The 17569-nt window shown below is 66.9% G+C and carries 19 protein-coding genes, 1 tRNA gene and 1 pseudogene; 12 read left to right on the top strand and 9 right to left on the bottom strand.

Features of this window, described 5'->3' with window-relative positions; all coding sequences use genetic code 11:
* Positions 1-10 precede the first annotated feature (10 nt).
* The 7 genes and pseudogenes from rpsM to BP68_RS05040 all read left to right on the top strand — a co-directional run.
* A complete protein-coding gene (gene rpsM / locus BP68_RS05010; RefSeq protein ID WP_020227961.1) occupies positions 11-376 on the top strand; it encodes a 30S ribosomal protein S13 in 366 nt (121 codons plus the stop codon).
* A gap of 15 nt (positions 377-391) precedes the next feature.
* The gene (gene rpsK, locus BP68_RS05015; protein WP_011793799.1) at positions 392-796 is read left to right on the top strand and encodes a 30S ribosomal protein S11; all 405 of its coding nucleotides are present in this window, start codon (positions 392-394) and stop codon (positions 794-796) included.
* A gap of 90 nt (positions 797-886) precedes the next feature.
* Positions 887-1510 (top strand): 30S ribosomal protein S4, encoded by a 624-nt coding sequence (gene rpsD, locus BP68_RS05020; protein WP_496369515.1) that lies wholly within the window; start codon positions 887-889, stop codon positions 1508-1510.
* Positions 1511-1622: 112 nt separating this feature from the next.
* Positions 1623-2615: a DNA-directed RNA polymerase subunit alpha gene (locus tag BP68_RS05025; protein ID WP_496369516.1), complete on the top strand. Its 993-nt coding sequence runs from the start codon at positions 1623-1625 to the stop codon at positions 2613-2615.
* Positions 2616-2705: 90 nt separating this feature from the next.
* On the top strand, positions 2706-3104 hold the full coding sequence (gene rplQ, locus BP68_RS05030) for a 50S ribosomal protein L17 (RefSeq protein ID WP_496369517.1): 399 nt from the start codon (positions 2706-2708) through the stop codon (positions 3102-3104).
* Positions 3105-3128: 24 nt separating this feature from the next.
* Positions 3129-3205 (top strand) — tRNA-Met (locus BP68_RS05035).
* Between the two features lie 154 nt (positions 3206-3359).
* A pseudogene (locus BP68_RS05040) lies at positions 3360-3503 on the top strand (IS3 family transposase); the annotation flags it as partial.
* 227 nt (positions 3504-3730) lie between these two features.
* On the opposite strand, the gene BP68_RS05045 reads toward BP68_RS05040, so the two are convergent.
* Genes BP68_RS05045 through BP68_RS05055 form a run of 3 tightly spaced genes read right to left on the bottom strand, consistent with a single transcriptional unit; the run spans position 3731 to position 7586 of the window.
* Positions 3731-5062, bottom strand: a complete 1332-nt coding sequence (locus BP68_RS05045; RefSeq protein ID WP_496369518.1) for a UDP-glucose dehydrogenase family protein — start codon at positions 5060-5062, stop codon at positions 3731-3733.
* Positions 5059-6072 (bottom strand): NAD-dependent epimerase, encoded by a 1014-nt coding sequence (locus BP68_RS05050; protein WP_496369519.1) that lies wholly within the window; start codon positions 6070-6072, stop codon positions 5059-5061. The genes BP68_RS05045 and BP68_RS05050 overlap by 4 nt, the downstream gene beginning before the upstream one ends.
* The gene (locus BP68_RS05055; protein WP_496369520.1) at positions 6069-7586 is read right to left on the bottom strand and encodes an ArnT family glycosyltransferase; all 1518 of its coding nucleotides are present in this window, start codon (positions 7584-7586) and stop codon (positions 6069-6071) included. The genes BP68_RS05050 and BP68_RS05055 overlap by 4 nt, the downstream gene beginning before the upstream one ends.
* 107 nt (positions 7587-7693) lie before the next feature.
* Between BP68_RS05055 and BP68_RS05060 the strand changes: the two genes are divergently transcribed.
* A complete protein-coding gene (locus tag BP68_RS05060; RefSeq protein WP_496369521.1) occupies positions 7694-8725 on the top strand; it encodes a glycosyltransferase family 2 protein in 1032 nt (343 codons plus the stop codon).
* Entirely contained in the window at positions 8722-9651 is a 930-nt protein-coding gene (locus BP68_RS05065; RefSeq protein WP_496369522.1) for a lysylphosphatidylglycerol synthase transmembrane domain-containing protein, read from the top strand. Before BP68_RS05060 ends, BP68_RS05065 begins: the two co-directional genes overlap by 4 nt.
* 27 nt (positions 9652-9678) lie before the next feature.
* On the opposite strand, the gene BP68_RS05070 is transcribed toward BP68_RS05065, so the two are convergent.
* From BP68_RS05070 to rsmI, 5 genes are all read right to left on the bottom strand, one after another.
* Positions 9679-10047, bottom strand: coding sequence for a response regulator (locus BP68_RS05070; protein ID WP_496369523.1), 369 nt, complete (start codon positions 10045-10047; stop codon positions 9679-9681).
* A 49-nt stretch (positions 10048-10096) separates the two neighbouring features.
* Entirely contained in the window at positions 10097-10663 is a 567-nt protein-coding gene (locus tag BP68_RS05075) for a hypothetical protein (RefSeq protein WP_496369524.1), read from the bottom strand.
* Positions 10660-11367: a methyl-accepting chemotaxis protein gene (locus tag BP68_RS05080; protein WP_496369525.1), complete on the bottom strand. Its 708-nt coding sequence runs from the start codon at positions 11365-11367 to the stop codon at positions 10660-10662. Before BP68_RS05080 ends, BP68_RS05075 begins: the two co-directional genes overlap by 4 nt.
* A gap of 21 nt (positions 11368-11388) precedes the next feature.
* Positions 11389-13716, bottom strand: coding sequence for an ATP-binding protein (locus tag BP68_RS05085; RefSeq protein ID WP_496369526.1), 2328 nt, complete (start codon positions 13714-13716; stop codon positions 11389-11391).
* A gap of 124 nt (positions 13717-13840) precedes the next feature.
* Positions 13841-14770 (bottom strand): 16S rRNA (cytidine(1402)-2'-O)-methyltransferase, encoded by a 930-nt coding sequence (gene rsmI, locus BP68_RS05090; RefSeq protein WP_496369527.1) that lies wholly within the window; start codon positions 14768-14770, stop codon positions 13841-13843.
* Between rsmI and BP68_RS05095 the strand changes: the two genes are divergently transcribed.
* From BP68_RS05095 to BP68_RS05105, 3 genes are all read left to right on the top strand, one after another.
* A complete protein-coding gene (locus tag BP68_RS05095) occupies positions 14770-15168 on the top strand; it encodes a YraN family protein (protein WP_496369528.1) in 399 nt (132 codons plus the stop codon). The two genes, rsmI and BP68_RS05095, sit on opposite strands and share 1 nt — an antisense overlap.
* A gap of 75 nt (positions 15169-15243) precedes the next feature.
* Complete coding sequence (locus BP68_RS05100) at positions 15244-15846, top strand: SIS domain-containing protein (RefSeq protein WP_496369529.1); 603 nt, start codon at positions 15244-15246, stop codon at positions 15844-15846.
* A complete protein-coding gene (locus BP68_RS05105) occupies positions 15843-16511 on the top strand; it encodes a BON domain-containing protein (RefSeq protein ID WP_496369530.1) in 669 nt (222 codons plus the stop codon). The genes BP68_RS05100 and BP68_RS05105 overlap by 4 nt, the downstream gene beginning before the upstream one ends.
* A gap of 90 nt (positions 16512-16601) precedes the next feature.
* On the opposite strand, the gene BP68_RS05110 is transcribed toward BP68_RS05105, so the two are convergent.
* Entirely contained in the window at positions 16602-17528 is a 927-nt protein-coding gene (locus BP68_RS05110; protein WP_496369531.1) for an NAD(P)-dependent oxidoreductase, read from the bottom strand.
* Positions 17529-17569 lie beyond the last annotated feature (41 nt).

The raw sequence follows: 17569 nt of genomic DNA on the forward strand, positions 1-17569 counted from the left end.
GAGGACGCACATGGCTCGTATCGCTGGTATCAACATCCCGCCCCATCAGCATGCCGAGATTGGCCTGACGGCTATCTATGGCATTGGGCGCACCCGTGCTCGCAAAATTTGCGAGGCATGCGGAATTGCTTATTCCAAGAAGGTCAAGGAATTGACCGACGCCGATCTGGAGAAGATCCGCGACCAGATCGCTCAGTTCACTATCGAAGGTGACCTGCGTCGTGAAACCACGATGAACATCAAGCGCCTGATGGACATCGGGTGCTACCGTGGTTTCCGCCATCGTCGTGGTCTCCCGATGCGTGGTCAGCGTACTCGTACCAACGCACGTACTCGTAAGGGGCCGCGCAAGGGCGCAGCGGCACTGAAGAAGTAAGATTGGAAGATCAATATGGCTAAGTCTCCTGCCAACAACGCTGCGCAGCGTGTGCGTAAGAAGGTTCGCAAGAACGTATCGGATGGCATTGCCCACGTGCACGCCTCCTTTAACAACACCATCATCACGATCACTGATCGCCAGGGTAATGCTCTGTCATGGGCATCCTCCGGTGGTCAGGGTTTCAAGGGTTCTCGCAAGTCGACGCCTTTCGCTGCACAGGTGGCGTCTGAAGTGGCGGGTCGTGCTGCCATTGAGCAAGGCATCAAGAATCTGGATGTCGAGATCAAGGGCCCCGGTCCCGGCCGCGAATCATCCGTGCGAGCGCTGGGTGCCCTGGGTATTCGGATTACTTCCATCTCGGATGTGACGCCTGTTCCGCACAACGGCTGCCGCCCCCAGAAGCGCCGCCGCATCTAATCTATTCCATAAGCCCACCGCCACCGATCGCCTTGCGCGATGGTGGCTCCCGCAGGTCTCTGCGGCAGCTGAAATTTCAAGGATACACAAGTGGCACGTTATATCGGCCCCAAGGCCAAACTCTCTCGCCGTGAAGGCACAGACCTTTTCCTGAAGAGCGCGCGTCGCTCCATCGCGGACAAGGCAAAGTTTGATTCCAAGCCTGGTCAACATGGCCGCACCTCTGGCGCACGTACCTCCGACTACGGTCTGCAGCTGCGTGAGAAGCAGAAAGTCAAGCGCATGTACGGCGTACTGGAAAAGCAGTTCCGCCGCTACTTCGAGGCAGCAGAGCGTCGTAAGGGCAATACGGGTGCTAACCTGCTGGCATTGCTTGAGACTCGCTTGGACAACGTCGTGTACCGCATGGGCTTTGGCTCTACGCGTGCGGAAGCTCGCCAGTTGGTCTCCCACAAGGCCATCACGGTAAACGGTCAATCTGTCAACATTGCCTCCTATCTCGTGAAGGCTGGTGATGTCGTGGCAGTGCGTGAAAAGTCCAAGAAGCAGGCTCGCATCGTCGAGGCGCTGCAACTCGCTCAGCAGGTGGGCATGCCCGCTTGGGTTGAGGTGAATGCCGACAAGGCGGAAGGTACCTTCAAGAAGGTGCCGGATCGCGATGAGTTCGGCGCAGACATAAACGAATCCCTGATCGTTGAGTTGTATTCGCGTTAATCCATAGTTGTTTCGTTAGCCGAAATCGTCCCTAAACCGCGAGGCATCGCGGTTTAGGCGCTTCACCAGCCTTACCGGTGTAACGAGCTGGGGGTATTGAGAGGAAGTCTGCATGCAAACCAATTTGCTGAAACCCAAGGCAATCAATGTCGAACAACTTGGCCCAAATCGTGCCAAGGTGGCGTTGGAGCCTTTTGAGCGCGGTTACGGCCACACGCTGGGCAATGCCATTCGCCGTGTACTGCTCTCGTCCATGGTGGGTTACGCAGCAACGGAAGTGACGATCGCCGGCGTTTTGCACGAGTACTCGTCCATTGACGGTGTTCAGGAAGACGTGGTCAACATCCTGCTGAACCTTAAGGGCGTTGTGTTCAAGCTCCATAACCGTGACGAAGTCACCCTGAGTTTGCGCAAGGACGGCGAGGGCGTTGTGACCGCGTGCGATATTCAGACGCCTCACGACGTGGAAATCGTCAACCCAGATCATGTGATTGCGCATCTGTCTGCCGGCGGGAAGCTGGACATGCAGATCAAGGTTGAGAAAGGCCGCGGCTATGTGCCCGGCAATCTGCGTCGTTATGCAGATGAGTCCACCAAGTCGATCGGGCGCATTGTGCTGGACGCATCCTTTTCGCCGGTGAAGCGCGTGAGCTATACGGTGGAAAGTGCACGTGTTGAGCAGCGTACGGACTTGGATAAGCTGGTAGTCGAAATTGAGACCAACGGTGCGATTTCCGCTGAGGACGCGGTTCGTGCTTCCGCCAAGATTCTGGTGGAACAGCTGGCCGTGTTTGCGCAGTTGGAGGGCGGAGAACTGGCAGCGTTCGATGCTCCGGCAAGTTCGCGTGGCGCTGCCACGTTCGACCCGATTTTGCTGCGCCCGGTGGACGAGCTGGAGCTCACGGTCCGTTCTGCCAATTGCCTCAAGGCCGAAAATATCTATTACATCGGCGACCTGATCCAGCGCACGGAGAACGAGCTGCTCAAGACGCCGAACCTCGGACGCAAATCGCTCAATGAAATCAAGGAAGTTCTTGCCTCGCGTGGCCTTACGCTGGGCATGAAGCTCGAGAACTGGCCGCCAGCGGGCCTCGACAAGCGTTGAGTTATAATTTCGGGCTCTCCTGAGAGCCCTTAGTGCATCGGGCAGTACCTGATACGGCTGCCCGATTTAATTACTTAAAAGGAAAGCACCATGCGCCACGGACACGGTCTCCGTAAATTGAACCGCACCACATCGCACCGCCTCGCGATGTTGCAGAACATGATGAACTCGCTCATTGAGCATGAGGCCATCAAAACCACAGTGCCAAAGGCCAAGGAACTGCGTCGCGTGATCGAACCCATGATCACCCTGGCCAAGGAAGACTCGGTGGCCAACCGCCGCTTGGCGTTCAACCGCCTGCGTGACCGCGACAGCGTGACCAAGTTGTTCAATGAACTGGGTCCCCGTTTCAAGGCACGTCCCGGTGGCTACACCCGTATTCTGAAGATGGGTTTCCGCGTTGGCGACAACGCGCCCATGGCATTCGTCGAATTCGTGGAACGTGCAGAAAAATCCACGGAAGCAGCAGTTTCTGGCGAACAAGCCTAAAAATAAGCTATAATTTAACCTTACCGCGCGATGGAGCAGTCTGGTAGCTCGTTGGGCTCATAACCCAAAGGTCGGAGGTTCAAATCCTTCTCGCGCAACCAAAAAGATCAAAGGCTTACGATACGTCGTAAGCCTTTTTTCGTTGTGGCGGTACTTTACTTGCACTTGAGCTGTGCGCCTTTCCTTCAGCAACCAGGAGCACGGATGCCAACTGTCAACAAGCGCGGGCCGTACCAGTGCCAAGCCGCTGTCCGCAAGGTCGGGGACAACTCGGCGATGGAAAACTTCTTCAGCAGCTTGAAGGCGGAGCGCACGGTCCGCAAGGCCTACTGCTCACGCGAGCAAGTCAGGCCCAATGTGTTCAACTGCATGCGGTTCGAGGAAGCTCGAAAAGCTTAGATCCGTGTCTATGCGGCCTGCGGTAGCCCACACAGCTGCGCAAGTACCTGCAACCGGTGCTACTACGATGATGCGCTGCTGGTGAGCAATGCCAATGCTGTGTACCACGACTTCACCGCCGAGGCGGGCATCACGCATGGTGCTGCATGCAGCAGGTCATGGCGCACGGCGCCCATCAGTTCCGTGCGTGCCTGCCAAGCCTGAGGCCTTGATCCGTTGGAGACCGCTCAGCCCCGCGGGGGGCGGCCAATGGATACGTAGCCCAGCCCATGCCGCGTCACGATGGCCGGGTCGTACAGGTTGCGACCGTCGAACACCATGCGGTCCGCGAGTTGATGTGCCATCTGCTCGAAATCCGGTACCCGGAAAATCTTCCATTCGGTGACGATGGCAAGGGCATCCGCTCCTTCCAGGGCCTCTTCAGGGTTGGCGCACAGGCCCAGGTCGGGGCGGTCGCCGAAGATCCGGCGAGCCTCGTTCATTGCGACTGGGTCGTATGCGCGGACCTGGGCGCCTGCGGCCCATAGGGCTTGCAACAGGTTGCGGCTTGGCGCCTCGCGCATGTCGTCGGTTTCGGGTTTGAACGCCAGGCCCCATACGGCGATCGTTTTGCCCTGCAGGCTGCCGCCGTAGTGGCTAATGATGCGCTCGGCCAGGACTTCGCGCTGGGCGGCGTTGCGTCGTTCCACTGCCAGCAGCACTTCGGGCGTGAAGCCGATGGATTGCGCCGTGTGGATGAGCGCCTTGACGTCCTTTGGAAAGCAGCTGCCTCCGTAGCCGACGCCCGGGTAAATGAAGTGGTAGCCGATGCGGGGGTCGCTTCCGATGCCGCGGCGCACGGCTTCGATGTCGGCGCCCAGGCGCTCGGCCAGGTTGGCTATTTCATTGATGAAGCTGATCTTGGTCGCCAGCATGGCATTGGCGGCGTATTTGGTCAGCTCGGCGCTGTGAGCGTCCATCACCACGATCTTGTCGTGATTGCGGTTGAACGGTGCATACAGCTCGCGCAGCTGGCGTTCGGCCAATTCGCTGTCGGTGCCGATGATGATGCGGTCGGGGCGCTTGCTGTCGCTGACGGCCGCGCCTTCCTTGAGGAATTCGGGATTGGAGGCCACTTCGAAGGAAATCGCGGTGCCGCGTTGGGCCAGTACCTTGCGCACGGTGTCGGCGACCTTGTCTGCCGTGCCGACCGGCACGGTGGACTTGTTGACGATGGTCTTTGGCCCCGTCATATGGGTGGCGATGGTGCGGGCCACGGCCAGCACATGCTGCAGGTCGGCACTACCGTCCTCGTCGGGCGGGGTGCCGACGGCCAGAAAAATCAACTCGCCATGCATTACGCCCTGGGCGGCGTCGGTGGTGAAGCGCAGCCGGCCGGCGTTCTGATTGGCGCGCACCATGGGTTCGAGACCCGGCTCGTGGATCGGGACATGGCCAGCCTGCAGGGCCGCTACCTTGGCAGCATCCACATCCACGCACATGACGTCGTGGCCGACATCGGCCAGTACCGCACCCTGTACGAGGCCGACGTAACCGGTGCCGAAAATTGTGACTTTCATGGCTTGTAGAAATCCCTGTACCAGTGGACGAAGCGTTCCACCCCCTCGTGAATGGCGGTGGAAGGCGTGAAGCCGACCCAGGATGCCAGCGCGGAGGTGTCGGCGGCCGTGCTGTGCACGTCGCCGGGCTGTATGGGCAGCATACGCTTGTTCGCCGCTATCCCCAGCGCCGACTCCAGCGCTGTGATGTAGTCCATCAGCACCGTGGGTGTGCTGTTGCCGATGTTGAAGATGCGATACGGCGCGCTGCTGGTGCCGGGATGAGGGGCGATCGGGTCGTGGCCCGCATCCGGTGTGGCGGGCTTGTCCAGCACGCGCAGAACGCCTTCGACGATGTCGTCGATGTAAGTGAAGTCGCGCACCAGCTGGCCCTGGCCATAGACGTCGATGGCGTGGCCGGCGAGCATGGCGCGCGTGAACTTGAACAGCGCCATGTCTGGCCGCCCCCAGGGGCCGTACACGGTGAAGAAGCGCAGGCCCGTGACCGGAATGCCGTACAGATGGGCATAGGTGTGCGCCATCACCTCGTTGGCCTTCTTGGTCGCGGCGTAGTAGCTGATGGGGTGGTCCACCGCGTCGCGTTCGGAGAACGGCAGCTTGGCGTTGCCGCCATAGACACTCGAACTGCTGGCAAACACCAGGTGCGCCACCTGCTGCGTTCGGCAGCCCTGCAGGATGTTCCCGAAGCCGAGCAGGTTGGAGTCGGTGTAGTCGTCGGGCTGGTCGATGGAGTAGCGCACGCCGGCCTGCGCGGCCAGGTGCAGCACGCGCGTGGGCCGGACGCGCGCGAACAACTCACGCATGGCGGCGCGGTCGGCCACGTCGATATGCTCGAAGGCAAAGCCCGCATCTGCCTGCAGGCGCTGCAGGCGGGCCTGCTTCAGGGCAACGTCGTAATAGGCGTTGAGGTTGTCGATGCCCACCACGCGCTCGCCGCGCGCCAGCAGCCGCTGCGCGCAGTGCATGCCGATGAAGCCGGCGCAGCCGGTGACGAGGGTGGTGGTGCTCATGGGCGGCTCTGCGGCGCTTGCCAGATGTATTGGTAATGGGCGGGGGGCGTGCCCTCGCGCACCATGTGGAATGGCAGACGGATGGACTGGACGGCTTGCGGCGCGATGCCGGACCGCACCTGGGTCCACCAGTCCGGCTCCAGATGGTCGGTGCGGGAAATCAGCAGCAGGCCCGTGCCTGCCTGCCTGCTGCGCTCGGCCTGGGCCGCCACGCAGGCCGACACCTGCTTCTCGGGCGACGTGCAACTGGCGGCACTGGCCTGCGGGAAGCGCAGCCGCAGCATGCCGGCCATCATGTGGTCCGAGGCGATGATGGGACTCGTGCCGTCGTACCCCGCCGCGCGCAGCGCATCGGCCAGCTCGGCCGCCGGGTGGTTCAGCTCGTCCACTTCGCCGCGCAGGCCGCCGAACCAGGGCCGCAGGCCGCCTGCCATGAGGATGAGGACGGCCATCAGGATGATGGCCAGCGTGTAGCGACCGGCACGCGGATGCCGCTGCAGCTCGGGCCGCGCCGCAAACGCGGCCAGGGGCACCATGCACAGCAGCGGCAGAATCCAGCGCCCCTTGAAGTTGGTGATCCCCGCGAACAGCACCATGCCCAGCAGGGCCAGCGTGACCAGCGCCAGATAGCGCATGAACACCCGATGGATCGGGGCCGACGCGGGTGCCAGGGGCCTTTGCCACCAGGCCGAGCGGAAGGCCCACAGCGCGAACAGGGCCCACAGCAGCAGGGTGCCGGCCAGGCCGCCCTCCAGCAGTTTCAGCAGGCCCTTGCCCAGGCCGTTGTCTGGCTGGATGTTCATCTTGCCGATGGTTTCCGCGGTCGCCTCGCTCAAGTGCGAGAGCAGCCAGACCGCATGCGGCAGCACCACCAGCAGGCCCACCACGGGCGCCCACCACCAGCCCCGGGACAGCAGCGCGCGGCGCGTTTCCGGCACCGACAGCGCCGCCAGCAGCATGGCTGCCGCCACCAGCGCAAAGCTGTACTTGGCCAGCATGCCCATGCCGCACACCAGCCCCAGAAGCGCGAAATCGAGAGGCCTGGGCCGGCGCGCGATGCGCAGCAGCAGCCACCAGGCGCCGCAGGTCATGGCCGTGACCAGGACGGTGTGGGTATGGTCGCGCACCGAATACCAGCCCAGGGGCGGCAGCAGCAGCATGCTGGCGGACGCCCAGAAGGCGCCGCGCTCGCCCAGCAACTCACGCCCCGCCAGATACATCAGCGCGTAGGTCAGGGCCAGCAGCGAATGCTTGAGCAACGACAGCGCCAGCACGCTGGGCCCGAAGACCTGGTTCATCAGCCATTGCAGCCAGGTGTAGAGCGGGGGCTGCGCGCCGTAGCCCAGGGCCAGCTGCTGCGACCACAGCATCTGCTCGGCCTCGTCCCACTTCAGCGCCGGTGACGCCGCCACCCGTACGGCGACATGGGCCAGGGCGAAGGCCACCAGCCAGAACAGTGGGTGGGCGAAGGGTTGGCGTGAGGAAAGCGCGCCGGGCGCGGTGGAGACATTCATGGGGCAGATCGCAAATGGCAGGCGCGCAGGCTGCGTCCCCACAGGGGCGCGAGCGTGGTCACGCAAGGCACAATTCGTGCATTATCCCGCCACATCCCGTTTCCTTCATGACCACCGCCCGTACCCCCGCACCCGACGTTTCCATCGTGGTGCCGATCTTCAACGAGGTTGAAAACCTGCCTGACCTCGTGGAGCGCATTGCCGGGGCGATGGCGTCGCAGCCGCTCAGCTTCGAGCTGCTGGCGGTAGACGACGGCTCCAAGGACGGCAGCGCCGACGCGCTGCGCGAGCTGGCCGCCACGCGGCCCTGGCTGCGCCCGGTGTTCCTGGCGCGCAACTACGGCCAGTCCAGCGCCCTGCAGGCCGGCTTCGACCGCGTGCGCGGCCGCTACGTGGTGACGCTGGACGCCGATCTGCAGAACGAGCCAGGCGACATCCCGCTGCTGCTCGAACGCCTGGAGGCCGACGCCAGCGTGGACATGGTGAGCGGCTGGCGCAAGGACCGGCAGGACGCCGAGCTGTCGCGCAAGCTCCCCTCGCGCATCGCCAACCGCCTCATCTCCAACGCGACCGGCGTGCACCTGCACGACTACGGCTGCGCGCTGAAGGCCTACCGGCGCCCGATCATCGACCGCATTCGCCTGTACGGCGAGCTGCACCGCTTCATCCCCTCGCTGGCCAAGGAGGCCGGCGCGCGCATCACCGAGGTGCCGGTGCGCCACCACGCGCGCACGCGCGGCGTGTCGAAGTACGGCATCGACCGCACCTTCCGCGTCGTCCTCGACCTGATCCTGATCGTGTTCATCATGCGCTACCGCCAGCGGCCGCTGCACGCCTTTGGCGGGCTGGGCCTGTGGCTGGCGGCGCCGGGGGCGCTGATCCTGTTCTGGCTGCTGGTCGTCAAGATCCTGGGGCACGACATCGGCGGGCGGCCGCTGCTGCTGGTGGGCGTGATGCTGCTGCTGATGGGCGCGCAGATGATCGTGGCCGGGCTGATCGGCGAGCTGCTGACACGCATCTACCACGAGGCCGGCGGGGCACCGCAGTTCCATGCCGAAGAATATGTGCCGGATCATGAGGAAAATAAGGCTGCAGCGACCGCCAATCAAGCGCAAACAGCTATTAAAACAATAGCATGAGGCGCGCGCGCAAGGCGCTGGTGCGCGGCCTCCTCGGGCTGGCGCTGCTGGCCGCGGTGCTGGCCCTGGCCGACCCCGCGGGCGTGCTGGTGCAGCTGCGCCACGCGCAGCCGGGCTGGCTGCTGGCCGGGCTGCTGGCCGCCGTGGCCTCCAACATCGTCTCGGCCCTGCGCTGGCGCGCGCTGGCCTGCTGGTTGGGTGCGCCGGCCCGCGTGCACGATGCCTGCCGCTGGTACTTCCAGGCCATCGGGCTCAATGCGCTGCTGCCGGGCGCCGTGGTGGGCGGCGACGTGTACCGCGCCGTGGCGCTGCGCCGCGCCGGGCAGGACGCGGCGGCGGCGGGCTGGTCCGTGGTGCTGGACCGGATGAGCGGCCTGTGGATGCTGTGCGCCATCGGCGGCATGGGCGCCGCGGCATGCGCCGGGGCGCTGGCGCCCTGGGTGCGGCTGCCGCCGGGCGTCTTCGCCGCGCTGGTGCTGGCGGGCACGGCGCTGTGGCTGGCGCTGCCCTGGTGCCTGCCGGCGCTGCTGCGCCGGAGCCGTACGCCGCGCGGTTGGCTCGCGCCGCTGCGCGTGGCGGTGGCGCGGCCGGGGTTTGAACGCCAGTGGCTCTGGCAGGCGCTGGCCTCGGCGGCGGTGCAGCTGCTGTCGGCCGCCGCGCTGGCGGCCGGCGGCCTGGCGCTGGGGGCGGTGCAGCCGGCCAGCGTATGGGCCTGGGCGATTGCGCCGGTGTTCCTGATGGCGGCGCTGCCGGTCAGCGTGGGCGGCTGGGGCACCCGCGAGGCCGCGGCCGTGGCCGCGCTGGCGCCCTTCGGCGTGGCGGCGCCGGTGGCCGTGGGCGTGGGGATGATCTACGGCATCTACGGCCTGGCGCAGGGCGCGCTGGGCGCGCTGGCATTCGGCTTGCCGCGCAACGCCGAACGGTGAGCGGCGCGGGCCGCGCGCCGATGCGCGCTAGACCCCCGCCAGCGACTTGAACGAGCCGAGCACCGCGGGCCCGTTGAAGGGCTTGACGATCCAGCCCCGAATGCCGGCGGCCTTGCCGCGCTCCTTCATCGCGGGCGAGTTCTCGGTGGTCAGCATGACGATGTTCACGGTGGCGTTGCGCAGCTCGCCGCGCACCTTCTCGGCCATCGTGAGGCCGTCCATGTGGGGCATGTTCACGTCGCAGACCACGAGCTTGATGCCGGAGTCCTGGCGCAGCTTGTTCAGGCCGTCCAGCCCGTCGACGGCCAGGGCCACGCTGAAGCCGTTCTGGGTGAGGAAGTTGCCGAGCTCGTTGCGCACGGTGCTCGAATCGTCGACGACGAGTACGTTTGCCATGGGGGTCTGGTCCTTGATGAGGCTGTGAATTGCGTGGGGAAGGGTGCGCTCAGAAAAGCTCCAGCTCGCCGGCGCTCACGGGCTGCTCCGCGGCCTGCCAGTCGAAGTCCATGGGCTCGTAGGCCCGTGCGCACAGCGAGGCGTACAGGCGCAGGTCCGAGGGCAGGTCGATGCGGAAATGCCGCAGGTGCTGCGCCGCGAGCCGCTCGAAGTGCGGCAGGCTGCGGATGTCCAGGATCTGGGGCGTGGAGAGCCCCAGGCCGCTGTAGAAAGCACCCAGCTCGCGGTTGATGGCGCCGCAGCACATGTTGCCGCTCTCGCAGATGGCGTCGATGAAGTCCTGCGGGGTCATGGCCTCGGGGGACTTGCGCCCCAGCCGCGCCATATGGGCCTTCAGGGTCGGCGACTCGTCGAAATGCAGCGCGGTGACGATGCGGAACGTGTACGAGGCGATGGACAGCACCACCATGTGGGTGCAGCGGCTGGGCTCCAGCCGATCGACGGGGGCGATGTCGGCCGCGGTGGCGCTGTCGGCGATGCCCTGGCGCAGGCCGAGCGCCATCATGCGGTCCAGGCTGTCGCGGGTGCGGGGCGTGATCTCGGGAAACGGGGTCATGCGTTGAGTGCCGCCTGCACCTTCTGGTTCGTGAGTTCCAGGCCGATGGCGGCGTTGATGACCATCTTGCCGCCGGCCTGCATGTCCTGGAAAACCGTCGTGGCGATCAGGTCGTTCTGGTAGAGGTTGTCGCGGTAGTGCTTGGACAGTGTTTCCGCGCGCACGGAGAGCGTGCGCATCTCGTTGGCCACCACGGAAAAGCCCTGGCCCGCCGTGCCGGCGCGCGCGGCCTCGATGGAGGCGTTGAGCGCCACGATGACCATCTGCGAGACGATGCGCGCGAACTCGTCGTTCTTCAGGTGCATGTCCTTGTTGTGGGCGACGAGCTGGCTCATGTCGGCATGCCAGCGCTCGAAGGTCTTGCTGATGCCCTGCAGCTCCGCCAGCGAGGCCGCCAGGGTGTTCGTGTGCGCCATGGCGCCGTCGGCCAGCGCCTGCGTTCTGGCCAGGGCGTCGCCTTCCAGCGCCTGCAGCTCGCTCGACAGGCGCTGGCGGTTCTGGTCCAGCGCCTGCTGCGCGCCATGCAGCGCCTGCTGCAGCTGCGCGACCTGGGCCTGCAGCTGCGCCTCGGCCTCGTGCCGGGCCGGGTCGTGCGTGATGACGATGGCTTGCGCGGCGCGCTGGCGCGCCAGGCGCGCGAGCCACCAGCCGGATGCCAGTGCGCCCGCCAGGACGCCACCTGCGAATGACAGCAGCATGTCCATGGTGCGATGCTCCTGCGGCGGTCAGCCCTGCGGGCGCAGTGCGAACCGCGCCGGCAGGTGGATCAGGATGTCGAACGCGCGGTGGGCGTTGGCCGGGGCGGCGCGCAGCCGCAGCGCCACATCGCCGCCATGGGCCGCCACGAAGGCCTTGACCGCGTCCATGCCCACGCCCCGGCCCGACACCGCGGTGACGGCGCCGGCCGTGGAGAAGCCCGGCTCGAAGACGAGCTGTGCGAGGGCCTCCTCGCCCGGCGCTTCGTGCGGGGCGAGCAGGCCGGCTTCGAGCGCCTTGGCGCGGATGCGCTCCAGGTTCAGGCCGCGGCCGTCGTCGGCCATGCGCAGTTGCAGCGACTCGGGCTGCAGCGCCATGTCGATCACGATCTGGCCGGCCGCGGGCTTGCCCTCGCGCACGCGGGCCTGGGCATCCTCGATGCCATGGTCCATGGCGTTGCGCAGCAAATGCGTGAACACGTCGCGCAGCATGGGCGCGATGGCGTGGTGCAGGGCGATGCCGTCATCGTTCAGCCGCACCACGGGGGCCTCCTTGTCGAGCTCTGCGGCCAGTGAGGGCAGGGAGGCAAGGGCGCCGTCCAGCGCCTCCGCCAGGCGCACGCTGGTCCACTGCTGCAGCGTCTGGGCGGCCCGGGCCGCCGTGGCCTGCAGGGCGTGCGCATCGCCGGCCTGGGCCGCGTCGCGCAGTTGCAGGGCCAGGGCCTCGATCTGCGCGGGCGGCAGTGCAATGCCCTGCGTGGCGGCGTCGCCCGCGCCGTGTCCGCGCAGCTTGCCGGCCTCGATGGCCTGGTAGCGGTCCAGCATGTCCCGCACGGCGGCCAGGTCGGCGAGCAGGGCGGTGGTATCCCAGGCGGCCGGGTCCTGGCGCAGCGCGTCGTAGCGCTGCTCCGCCAGGTGGGCCACGTCGGCCAGCTGCAGCAGGCCGTAGGTGCGGGCGTTGCCCTTGACGGTGTGCATGTTGCGAAACAGCTCGGCTACGGCCGCGGGGCGGGCGTCGGCGGCGTCCGCCGCCTCGCGCACGAGGCGCTCGTTGGTTTGCACGAAGGCAGCGGTGCCGGCCACGAAGGACTGGAACTTGGACCGCTCCACCGCGAGGATCTCGCCGATGATGGACAGCTCCTGCTGCTGCGCCTGGGCGGCATGTGCGAGCTGGCGCAGCTCGGTCACGTCGCGGATGCAGAGCATGAGCCGCTCTGTCGTGCCGTGCGCGTCGGTGATGGGCGACCAGCCCAGCTCCCAGGTGCGGGCGCTGCCGTCGGGCTGCACGCGCACGATCTCGCGCGGCAGCAGGTGGGCGTTGAAGTCGAAGTTCATCGCGTCCTCGCCGATGCACGCGCCAATGGCGGCCAGGGCCTGGTCCACGGCATCGGCGCCGAGGCGGGAGCCCGCGAAGAGCACGTCCTGCACGGCACGGCCGGCGAGATCGCGCGTGCCGACCAGGGTGGTCAGATGCTCCGAGAACTCGGGGTGGATGCGCCCACCCGCCTGCAGCGTGAGGATGCCCTGGGGGATGTAGTGCAGCATGGCCTGGATGTCGGCGCTCTTTTGCCGTACGAGCTCGCTGCTGTGCTGGATCTTCTCGATCATGGTGTTGAAGGCCATGATCGAGCGGCCGATCTCGTCCTGGCGCGCCACGGGCACGCGGTGTGTGAAGTCCTGGCTGGTGGCGATGGCCGTCATCTTGCGCTCCATCTCGCCGATGGGGAGGATGATCTGGCGGTACAGCAGCACGCCGATGAGCGCGAGCCCCAGCACCGAGACCACGGTGACCACGGCAAGCGTGGCGCTGGTGTTGCGCAGGTTCTGGTTGAGTGCTTCGATCGCCTGGTCCTTGCTGCGGCGCTTTTCTACCTGCACGGCATCGATCATCTGGCCCTGCTCGCGCAGGTACTGGTCCACGGTGGCGGCCATGGTGGCCTCGGCCGCATCCTGCTGGCCCGCGAGCTTGAAGCGCGCCGTGTCGTCGATGGCCGCGAAGTAGTTGTCCAGGCTGTGCTGCGCCTCTTCGATCAGGCCGCGCTGCGCCGGGCTGTCGGCCTGTTGGCGCTGCTCCGAAAGCGCCTTGTGCAGGCTGGCCTTGCGCGCGCTGAGTTCTTCGTGCAGGTGCTGGGCGGCGGCCTTGTCGGGGGCCCCCAGCATGGAGAGGGTGGTGATCTGGATGTCCTTGAGCTGCCCCATCAGCTCCACGGACTGGATGGTGCTGGGCACCACCCCTTCGGTCACGGACTTGACCTCCCGTGCGCCCAGGTGCGATTGGTAGAGCGCAAAGCCCCCGATGCCACCCAGTGCCGCGAAGGTGAGGGCGATGAGAAGGACGATGCGTTGTCGTACGGTCATGAGCAGAGGGCCTTGGCGCATTAACAATTTGATGCAAATTGTTCGACACGCGGGTTTCAACTTCATGACGAAGCGGGCCGCCGAGGCCCGCCAGGGTCATCGCCGCCGGGGCGGCCGCACGGCTTTAGGCTGGGGCGTCGGCGTCGCGCTTGATTTGCAGCGCCCGCTCGTAGAGCGTGTTGCGCGGCGCGCCCGTGATGTCGGCCGCCAGCTTCACGGCGGTCTTGGTGGGCAGCTCGGCCAGCAGCAGGCGCAGCACCCGCTCTGCGGCGGCACCGTCGTCGTGCTGCACGGGCACGGGATGGAGCAGGACGACGAACTCCCCCTTGATGCGCTGCGGGGAGCCCTGCAGCCATGCCGCGAGGTCTCTGGCGGCGTGGGTGGAGATTTCCTCGAACTGCTTGGTGATTTCGCGTGCCAGCGTCACAGGACGCTCGTCCAGCACGGCCAGGGCGTTGGCCAGCTCCTGTATGCGGTGCGGGGCCTCCAGCAGCACGACGCAGCGCGGCTCGGCGGCCAGCCGCTGCACCGCCGCCGCGCGCTCCGCGCTCTTGGTCGGCAGGAAGCCGGCGAACAGGAAGCCCCCGGTCTCCGGCGCGTGGGCGATGGCGCCGGCGGCGCTGAGCGCGCTGGTCACGCTGCTGGCGCCGGGCAGGGGCGTGCAGCGCAGGCCCGCGGCCTGTACGGCGGCGACCAGGCGCGCGCCGGGGTCGCTCACGCCGGGCGTGCCGGCGTCGCTCACATAGGCAATGCGCTGGCCGGCGCGCAGGCGCTCCACGACGGCCTGCGCGGCCTGGGCCTCGTTGTGCTGGTGCACGGCCAGCAGCCGGTCGGCAGGCTTGTCGATGCCGTAGGCGCGCAGCAGGGCCTGGGTGTGGCGCGTGTCTTCGCAGGCGATGGCATCGGCCAACTGCAGCACATGCAGGGCGCGCAGGGTGATGTCGGCCAGGTTGCCGATCGGCGTGGCCACCACGTACAGGGTGCCCTGCGGATAATGCTGGGCGGCCGCGGCGTCGTGCGCGGCATTCAGGGCGGAGGCAAAGGATGCGCTCAATGGGGTTCCTTGGCAAGAAAGTCAGCGGCAACGCGCCCGCGCGCACCACGCGTTCCATGGGCCAGGCGGCGGAAGACCACGCCCTGGCGCATCTGGCCGCGGCGGGCCTGGCGCTGGTGGAACGCAATTATCGGACCCCCGGGCGGGGTGGAGGAGAGATCGACCTCATCATGCGCGAGCGCGACGGTACGCTGGTCTTCGTGGAGGTGCGCAGCCGCTGCGGCGCCGGCTTTGGTGGCGCTGCGGGGAGCATTGGCACCACCAAGCAGCGGCGCATCATCCTGGCGGCGCGGCACTACCTGATGCGCTGGCCCGCGCCGCCGCCCTGCCGCTTCGATGCGGTGCTCATCGAGCAGGACCGCGTGCAATGGCTGCGCGCCGCGTTCGAGGCCGCATGACCGCGGCCCGCGGGTAGGCGGCCGCCTACCGTTTGCTACAGAAGGCGCGGGGCCGGCGGGTATCATTCACGGCCCATGCTTGAGCAACGTGTCCAACAGCATTTCATCGACAGCGCCGACCTGAAATACCAGGCGGCGCAAGCCCTCAGCCACCCCATCAGCGCCGCGGTACAGGCCGTCCTGGCCTGCGTGACCAATGGCGCGAAGGTGCTCGCCTGCGGCAGCGGCCCGTCGGCGGCGCAGGCGCAGCAGTTCGCGGCCTTCTGCGTCACTGGATTCGAGCGGGAGCGGCCGGAACTGGCCGCCCTGGCCCTGGTGCCGGACGCGATGTGGATGGCCTCGTCCGCGCTGGGCGCGGGCGCAGACATCGCCACGCTGGCGCGCCAGGTGCGCGCGCTGGGCCAGGCCGGCGATCTGCTGCTGGCCATCACCATCGGGGGCAACGAGCCTGCCCTGCTGGAGGCCGTGCAGGCCGCCCATGAGCGCGACATGACCGTGGTGGCGCTGTGCGGCCGCGACGGCGGCGCACTGGCCACGCTGCTGCGCGAAACCGATGTCCAGATCTGCGTACCGCACGACCGCGCCGCCCGCGTGCGCGAGGTGCATGCCCTGGTGCTGCACTGCCTGTGCGATGGCGTGGATGCCCAGTTACTTGGAGAACAGGAGATTCCTCTATGACAGTCCCGATGTTGCGAACCCTTTGCTCCGTGCTGGCGGCCGGCGCCCTGGTGGGCAGTTTGGCAGCCTGTGCGCCGCTGGTGATCGGCGGTGGTGCCGTGATGGGCACGCTGATGGCCACCGACCGGCGCACGACGGGTACACAGGTGGAGGACGAGGGCATCGAGCTGCGCACCGTCAACCGCATCCGCGAGGCCTTGGGCGACCGCGTGCATGTGAACGTGACGAGCTACAACCGCCAGGTCCTGCTGACCGGCGAGGCGTCCGCGGCCGCCGATGCCCAGAAGGCGGAGCAGATCGCCTTGAGCGTGGAGAACGTGCGCTCGGTGGTCAACGATATCGGCGTGATGCCCCATTCCTCGCTGAAGCAGCGCTCCAGCGACACCTTCATCACCGGCAAGGTGCGCGCCAGCCTGGTGGACGCCAAGGACCTGACCGCCAATGCGTTCAAGGTGGTGACCGAGCGCAATGTGGTCTACCTGATGGGCCGGGTGACGCCGCGCGAGGCCAAACGCTCCGCCGAAATCGCCCGCGGCGTGGACGGCGTGCACAAGGTGGTGCGGGTGTTCGAGGTCATCACCGAGGAGGAGCTGAGCCGCTCTGCCACGCAGCCGGCGCCCGTGTCGCAGGACCCGGCCGCAGCGGGGCAACCGGCCAAGCCCTGAGCACGCGCCCCTGGCGTTGACGGGCTGCGCCGGCCCGCGGCGCATCCCCAGCAGCACTGCCCGCCTCGCGCGGGCAGTGTGCCTTGCGGGTCAGGACTTCTGGGGGGCCAGGCGTGTGATCAGGCTGGAGGTGTCCCAGCGGTTGCCGCCCGAGCGCTGCACGTCGGCGTAGAACTGGTCCACCAGCGCCGTCACCGGCAGGCGTGCGCCGTTGCGCTTGGCCTCGTCGAACACCAGCCCCAGGTCCTTGCGCATCCAGTCCACGGCAAAGCCGAAGTCGAAGCGGCCCTCAACCATGGTCTTGCCGCGGTTGTCCATCTGCCAGCTCTGGGCCGCGCCCTTGCCGATCACGTCGAGCACGAGCGGCATGTCCAGCCCCGCATGCTGGCCAAAGGCGATCGCCTCGGACAGCCCCTGCACCAGGCCGGCAATGCAGATCTGGTTCACCATCTTGGCGAGTTGCCCGGCGCCGCTGTCGCCAATGCGCGTGAAGGCGCGGGAGAACGCCAGGGCCGTGGGCCGCACGGCGTCGAAGGCCGCCTGGTCACCACCGCACATCACCGTGAGCTGGCCGTTCTGCGCGCCGGCCTGGCCGCCGGAGACGGGCGCATCGATGAACTGCAGGCCCAGCGTGCGCGCGGCGCCGTACAGCTCGCGGGCCACGGCGGCCGATGCCGTGGTGTGGTCCACGAAGATGGCGCCCGGCTGCATGCCGGCGAAGGCACCGTCGGCACCCAGCACCACGGAGCGCAGGTCGTCGTCGTTGCCCACGCAGCAGAAGACGATCTCGGCACCCTGTGCGGCCTCGCGTGACGTTTTTGCATGTTTTACGCCTGTGGCGCCCGCGAATTCAGCGCTCCATGCTTCTGATTTTGTAGCGGTGCGGTTGTACACCGTCACGGCATGGCCGGCCGTTGCCAGGTGTCCGGCCATGGGGTAGCCCATGACGCCCAGGCCCAGGAAGGCCACGCGGCGCGCGGGCGCCGGCTCGTAGGTGCGTGGATTGATACTGCTCATGTCAAAGGGGCTCCATCAAAAACAAGGCCCGCCCGGAACCG

The organism is Diaphorobacter oryzae DSM 22780 (genome assembly GCF_059568935.1).

What these genes read in the sequence shown, in the direction of transcription:
- BP68_RS05105 (WP_496369530.1), top strand. Translation starts at nt 15,843, where the DNA reads ATGACAGTCCCGATGTTGCGAACCCTTTGCTCCGTGCTGGCGGCCGGC.
- BP68_RS05080 (WP_496369525.1), bottom strand. Translation starts at nt 11,367, where the DNA reads ATGGACATGCTGCTGTCATTCGCAGGTGGCGTCCTGGCGGGCGCACTG.
- BP68_RS05045 (WP_496369518.1), bottom strand. Translation starts at nt 5,062, where the DNA reads ATGAAAGTCACAATTTTCGGCACCGGTTACGTCGGCCTCGTACAGGGT.
- BP68_RS05065 (WP_496369522.1), top strand. Translation starts at nt 8,722, where the DNA reads ATGAGGCGCGCGCGCAAGGCGCTGGTGCGCGGCCTCCTCGGGCTGGCG.
- BP68_RS05110 (WP_496369531.1), bottom strand. Translation starts at nt 17,528, where the DNA reads ATGAGCAGTATCAATCCACGCACCTACGAGCCGGCGCCCGCGCGCCGC.
- rpsK (WP_011793799.1), top strand. Translation starts at nt 392, where the DNA reads ATGGCTAAGTCTCCTGCCAACAACGCTGCGCAGCGTGTGCGTAAGAAG.
- BP68_RS05050 (WP_496369519.1), bottom strand. Translation starts at nt 6,072, where the DNA reads ATGAGCACCACCACCCTCGTCACCGGCTGCGCCGGCTTCATCGGCATG.
- BP68_RS05060 (WP_496369521.1), top strand. Translation starts at nt 7,694, where the DNA reads ATGACCACCGCCCGTACCCCCGCACCCGACGTTTCCATCGTGGTGCCG.
- BP68_RS05075 (WP_496369524.1), bottom strand. Translation starts at nt 10,663, where the DNA reads ATGACCCCGTTTCCCGAGATCACGCCCCGCACCCGCGACAGCCTGGAC.
- rplQ (WP_496369517.1), top strand. Translation starts at nt 2,706, where the DNA reads ATGCGCCACGGACACGGTCTCCGTAAATTGAACCGCACCACATCGCAC.
- BP68_RS05055 (WP_496369520.1), bottom strand. Translation starts at nt 7,586, where the DNA reads ATGAATGTCTCCACCGCGCCCGGCGCGCTTTCCTCACGCCAACCCTTC.
- BP68_RS05100 (WP_496369529.1), top strand. Translation starts at nt 15,244, where the DNA reads ATGCTTGAGCAACGTGTCCAACAGCATTTCATCGACAGCGCCGACCTG.
- BP68_RS05095 (WP_496369528.1), top strand. Translation starts at nt 14,770, where the DNA reads ATGGGGTTCCTTGGCAAGAAAGTCAGCGGCAACGCGCCCGCGCGCACC.
- BP68_RS05025 (WP_496369516.1), top strand. Translation starts at nt 1,623, where the DNA reads ATGCAAACCAATTTGCTGAAACCCAAGGCAATCAATGTCGAACAACTT.
- rpsM (WP_020227961.1), top strand. Translation starts at nt 11, where the DNA reads ATGGCTCGTATCGCTGGTATCAACATCCCGCCCCATCAGCATGCCGAG.
- BP68_RS05070 (WP_496369523.1), bottom strand. Translation starts at nt 10,047, where the DNA reads ATGGCAAACGTACTCGTCGTCGACGATTCGAGCACCGTGCGCAACGAG.
- BP68_RS05085 (WP_496369526.1), bottom strand. Translation starts at nt 13,716, where the DNA reads ATGACCGTACGACAACGCATCGTCCTTCTCATCGCCCTCACCTTCGCG.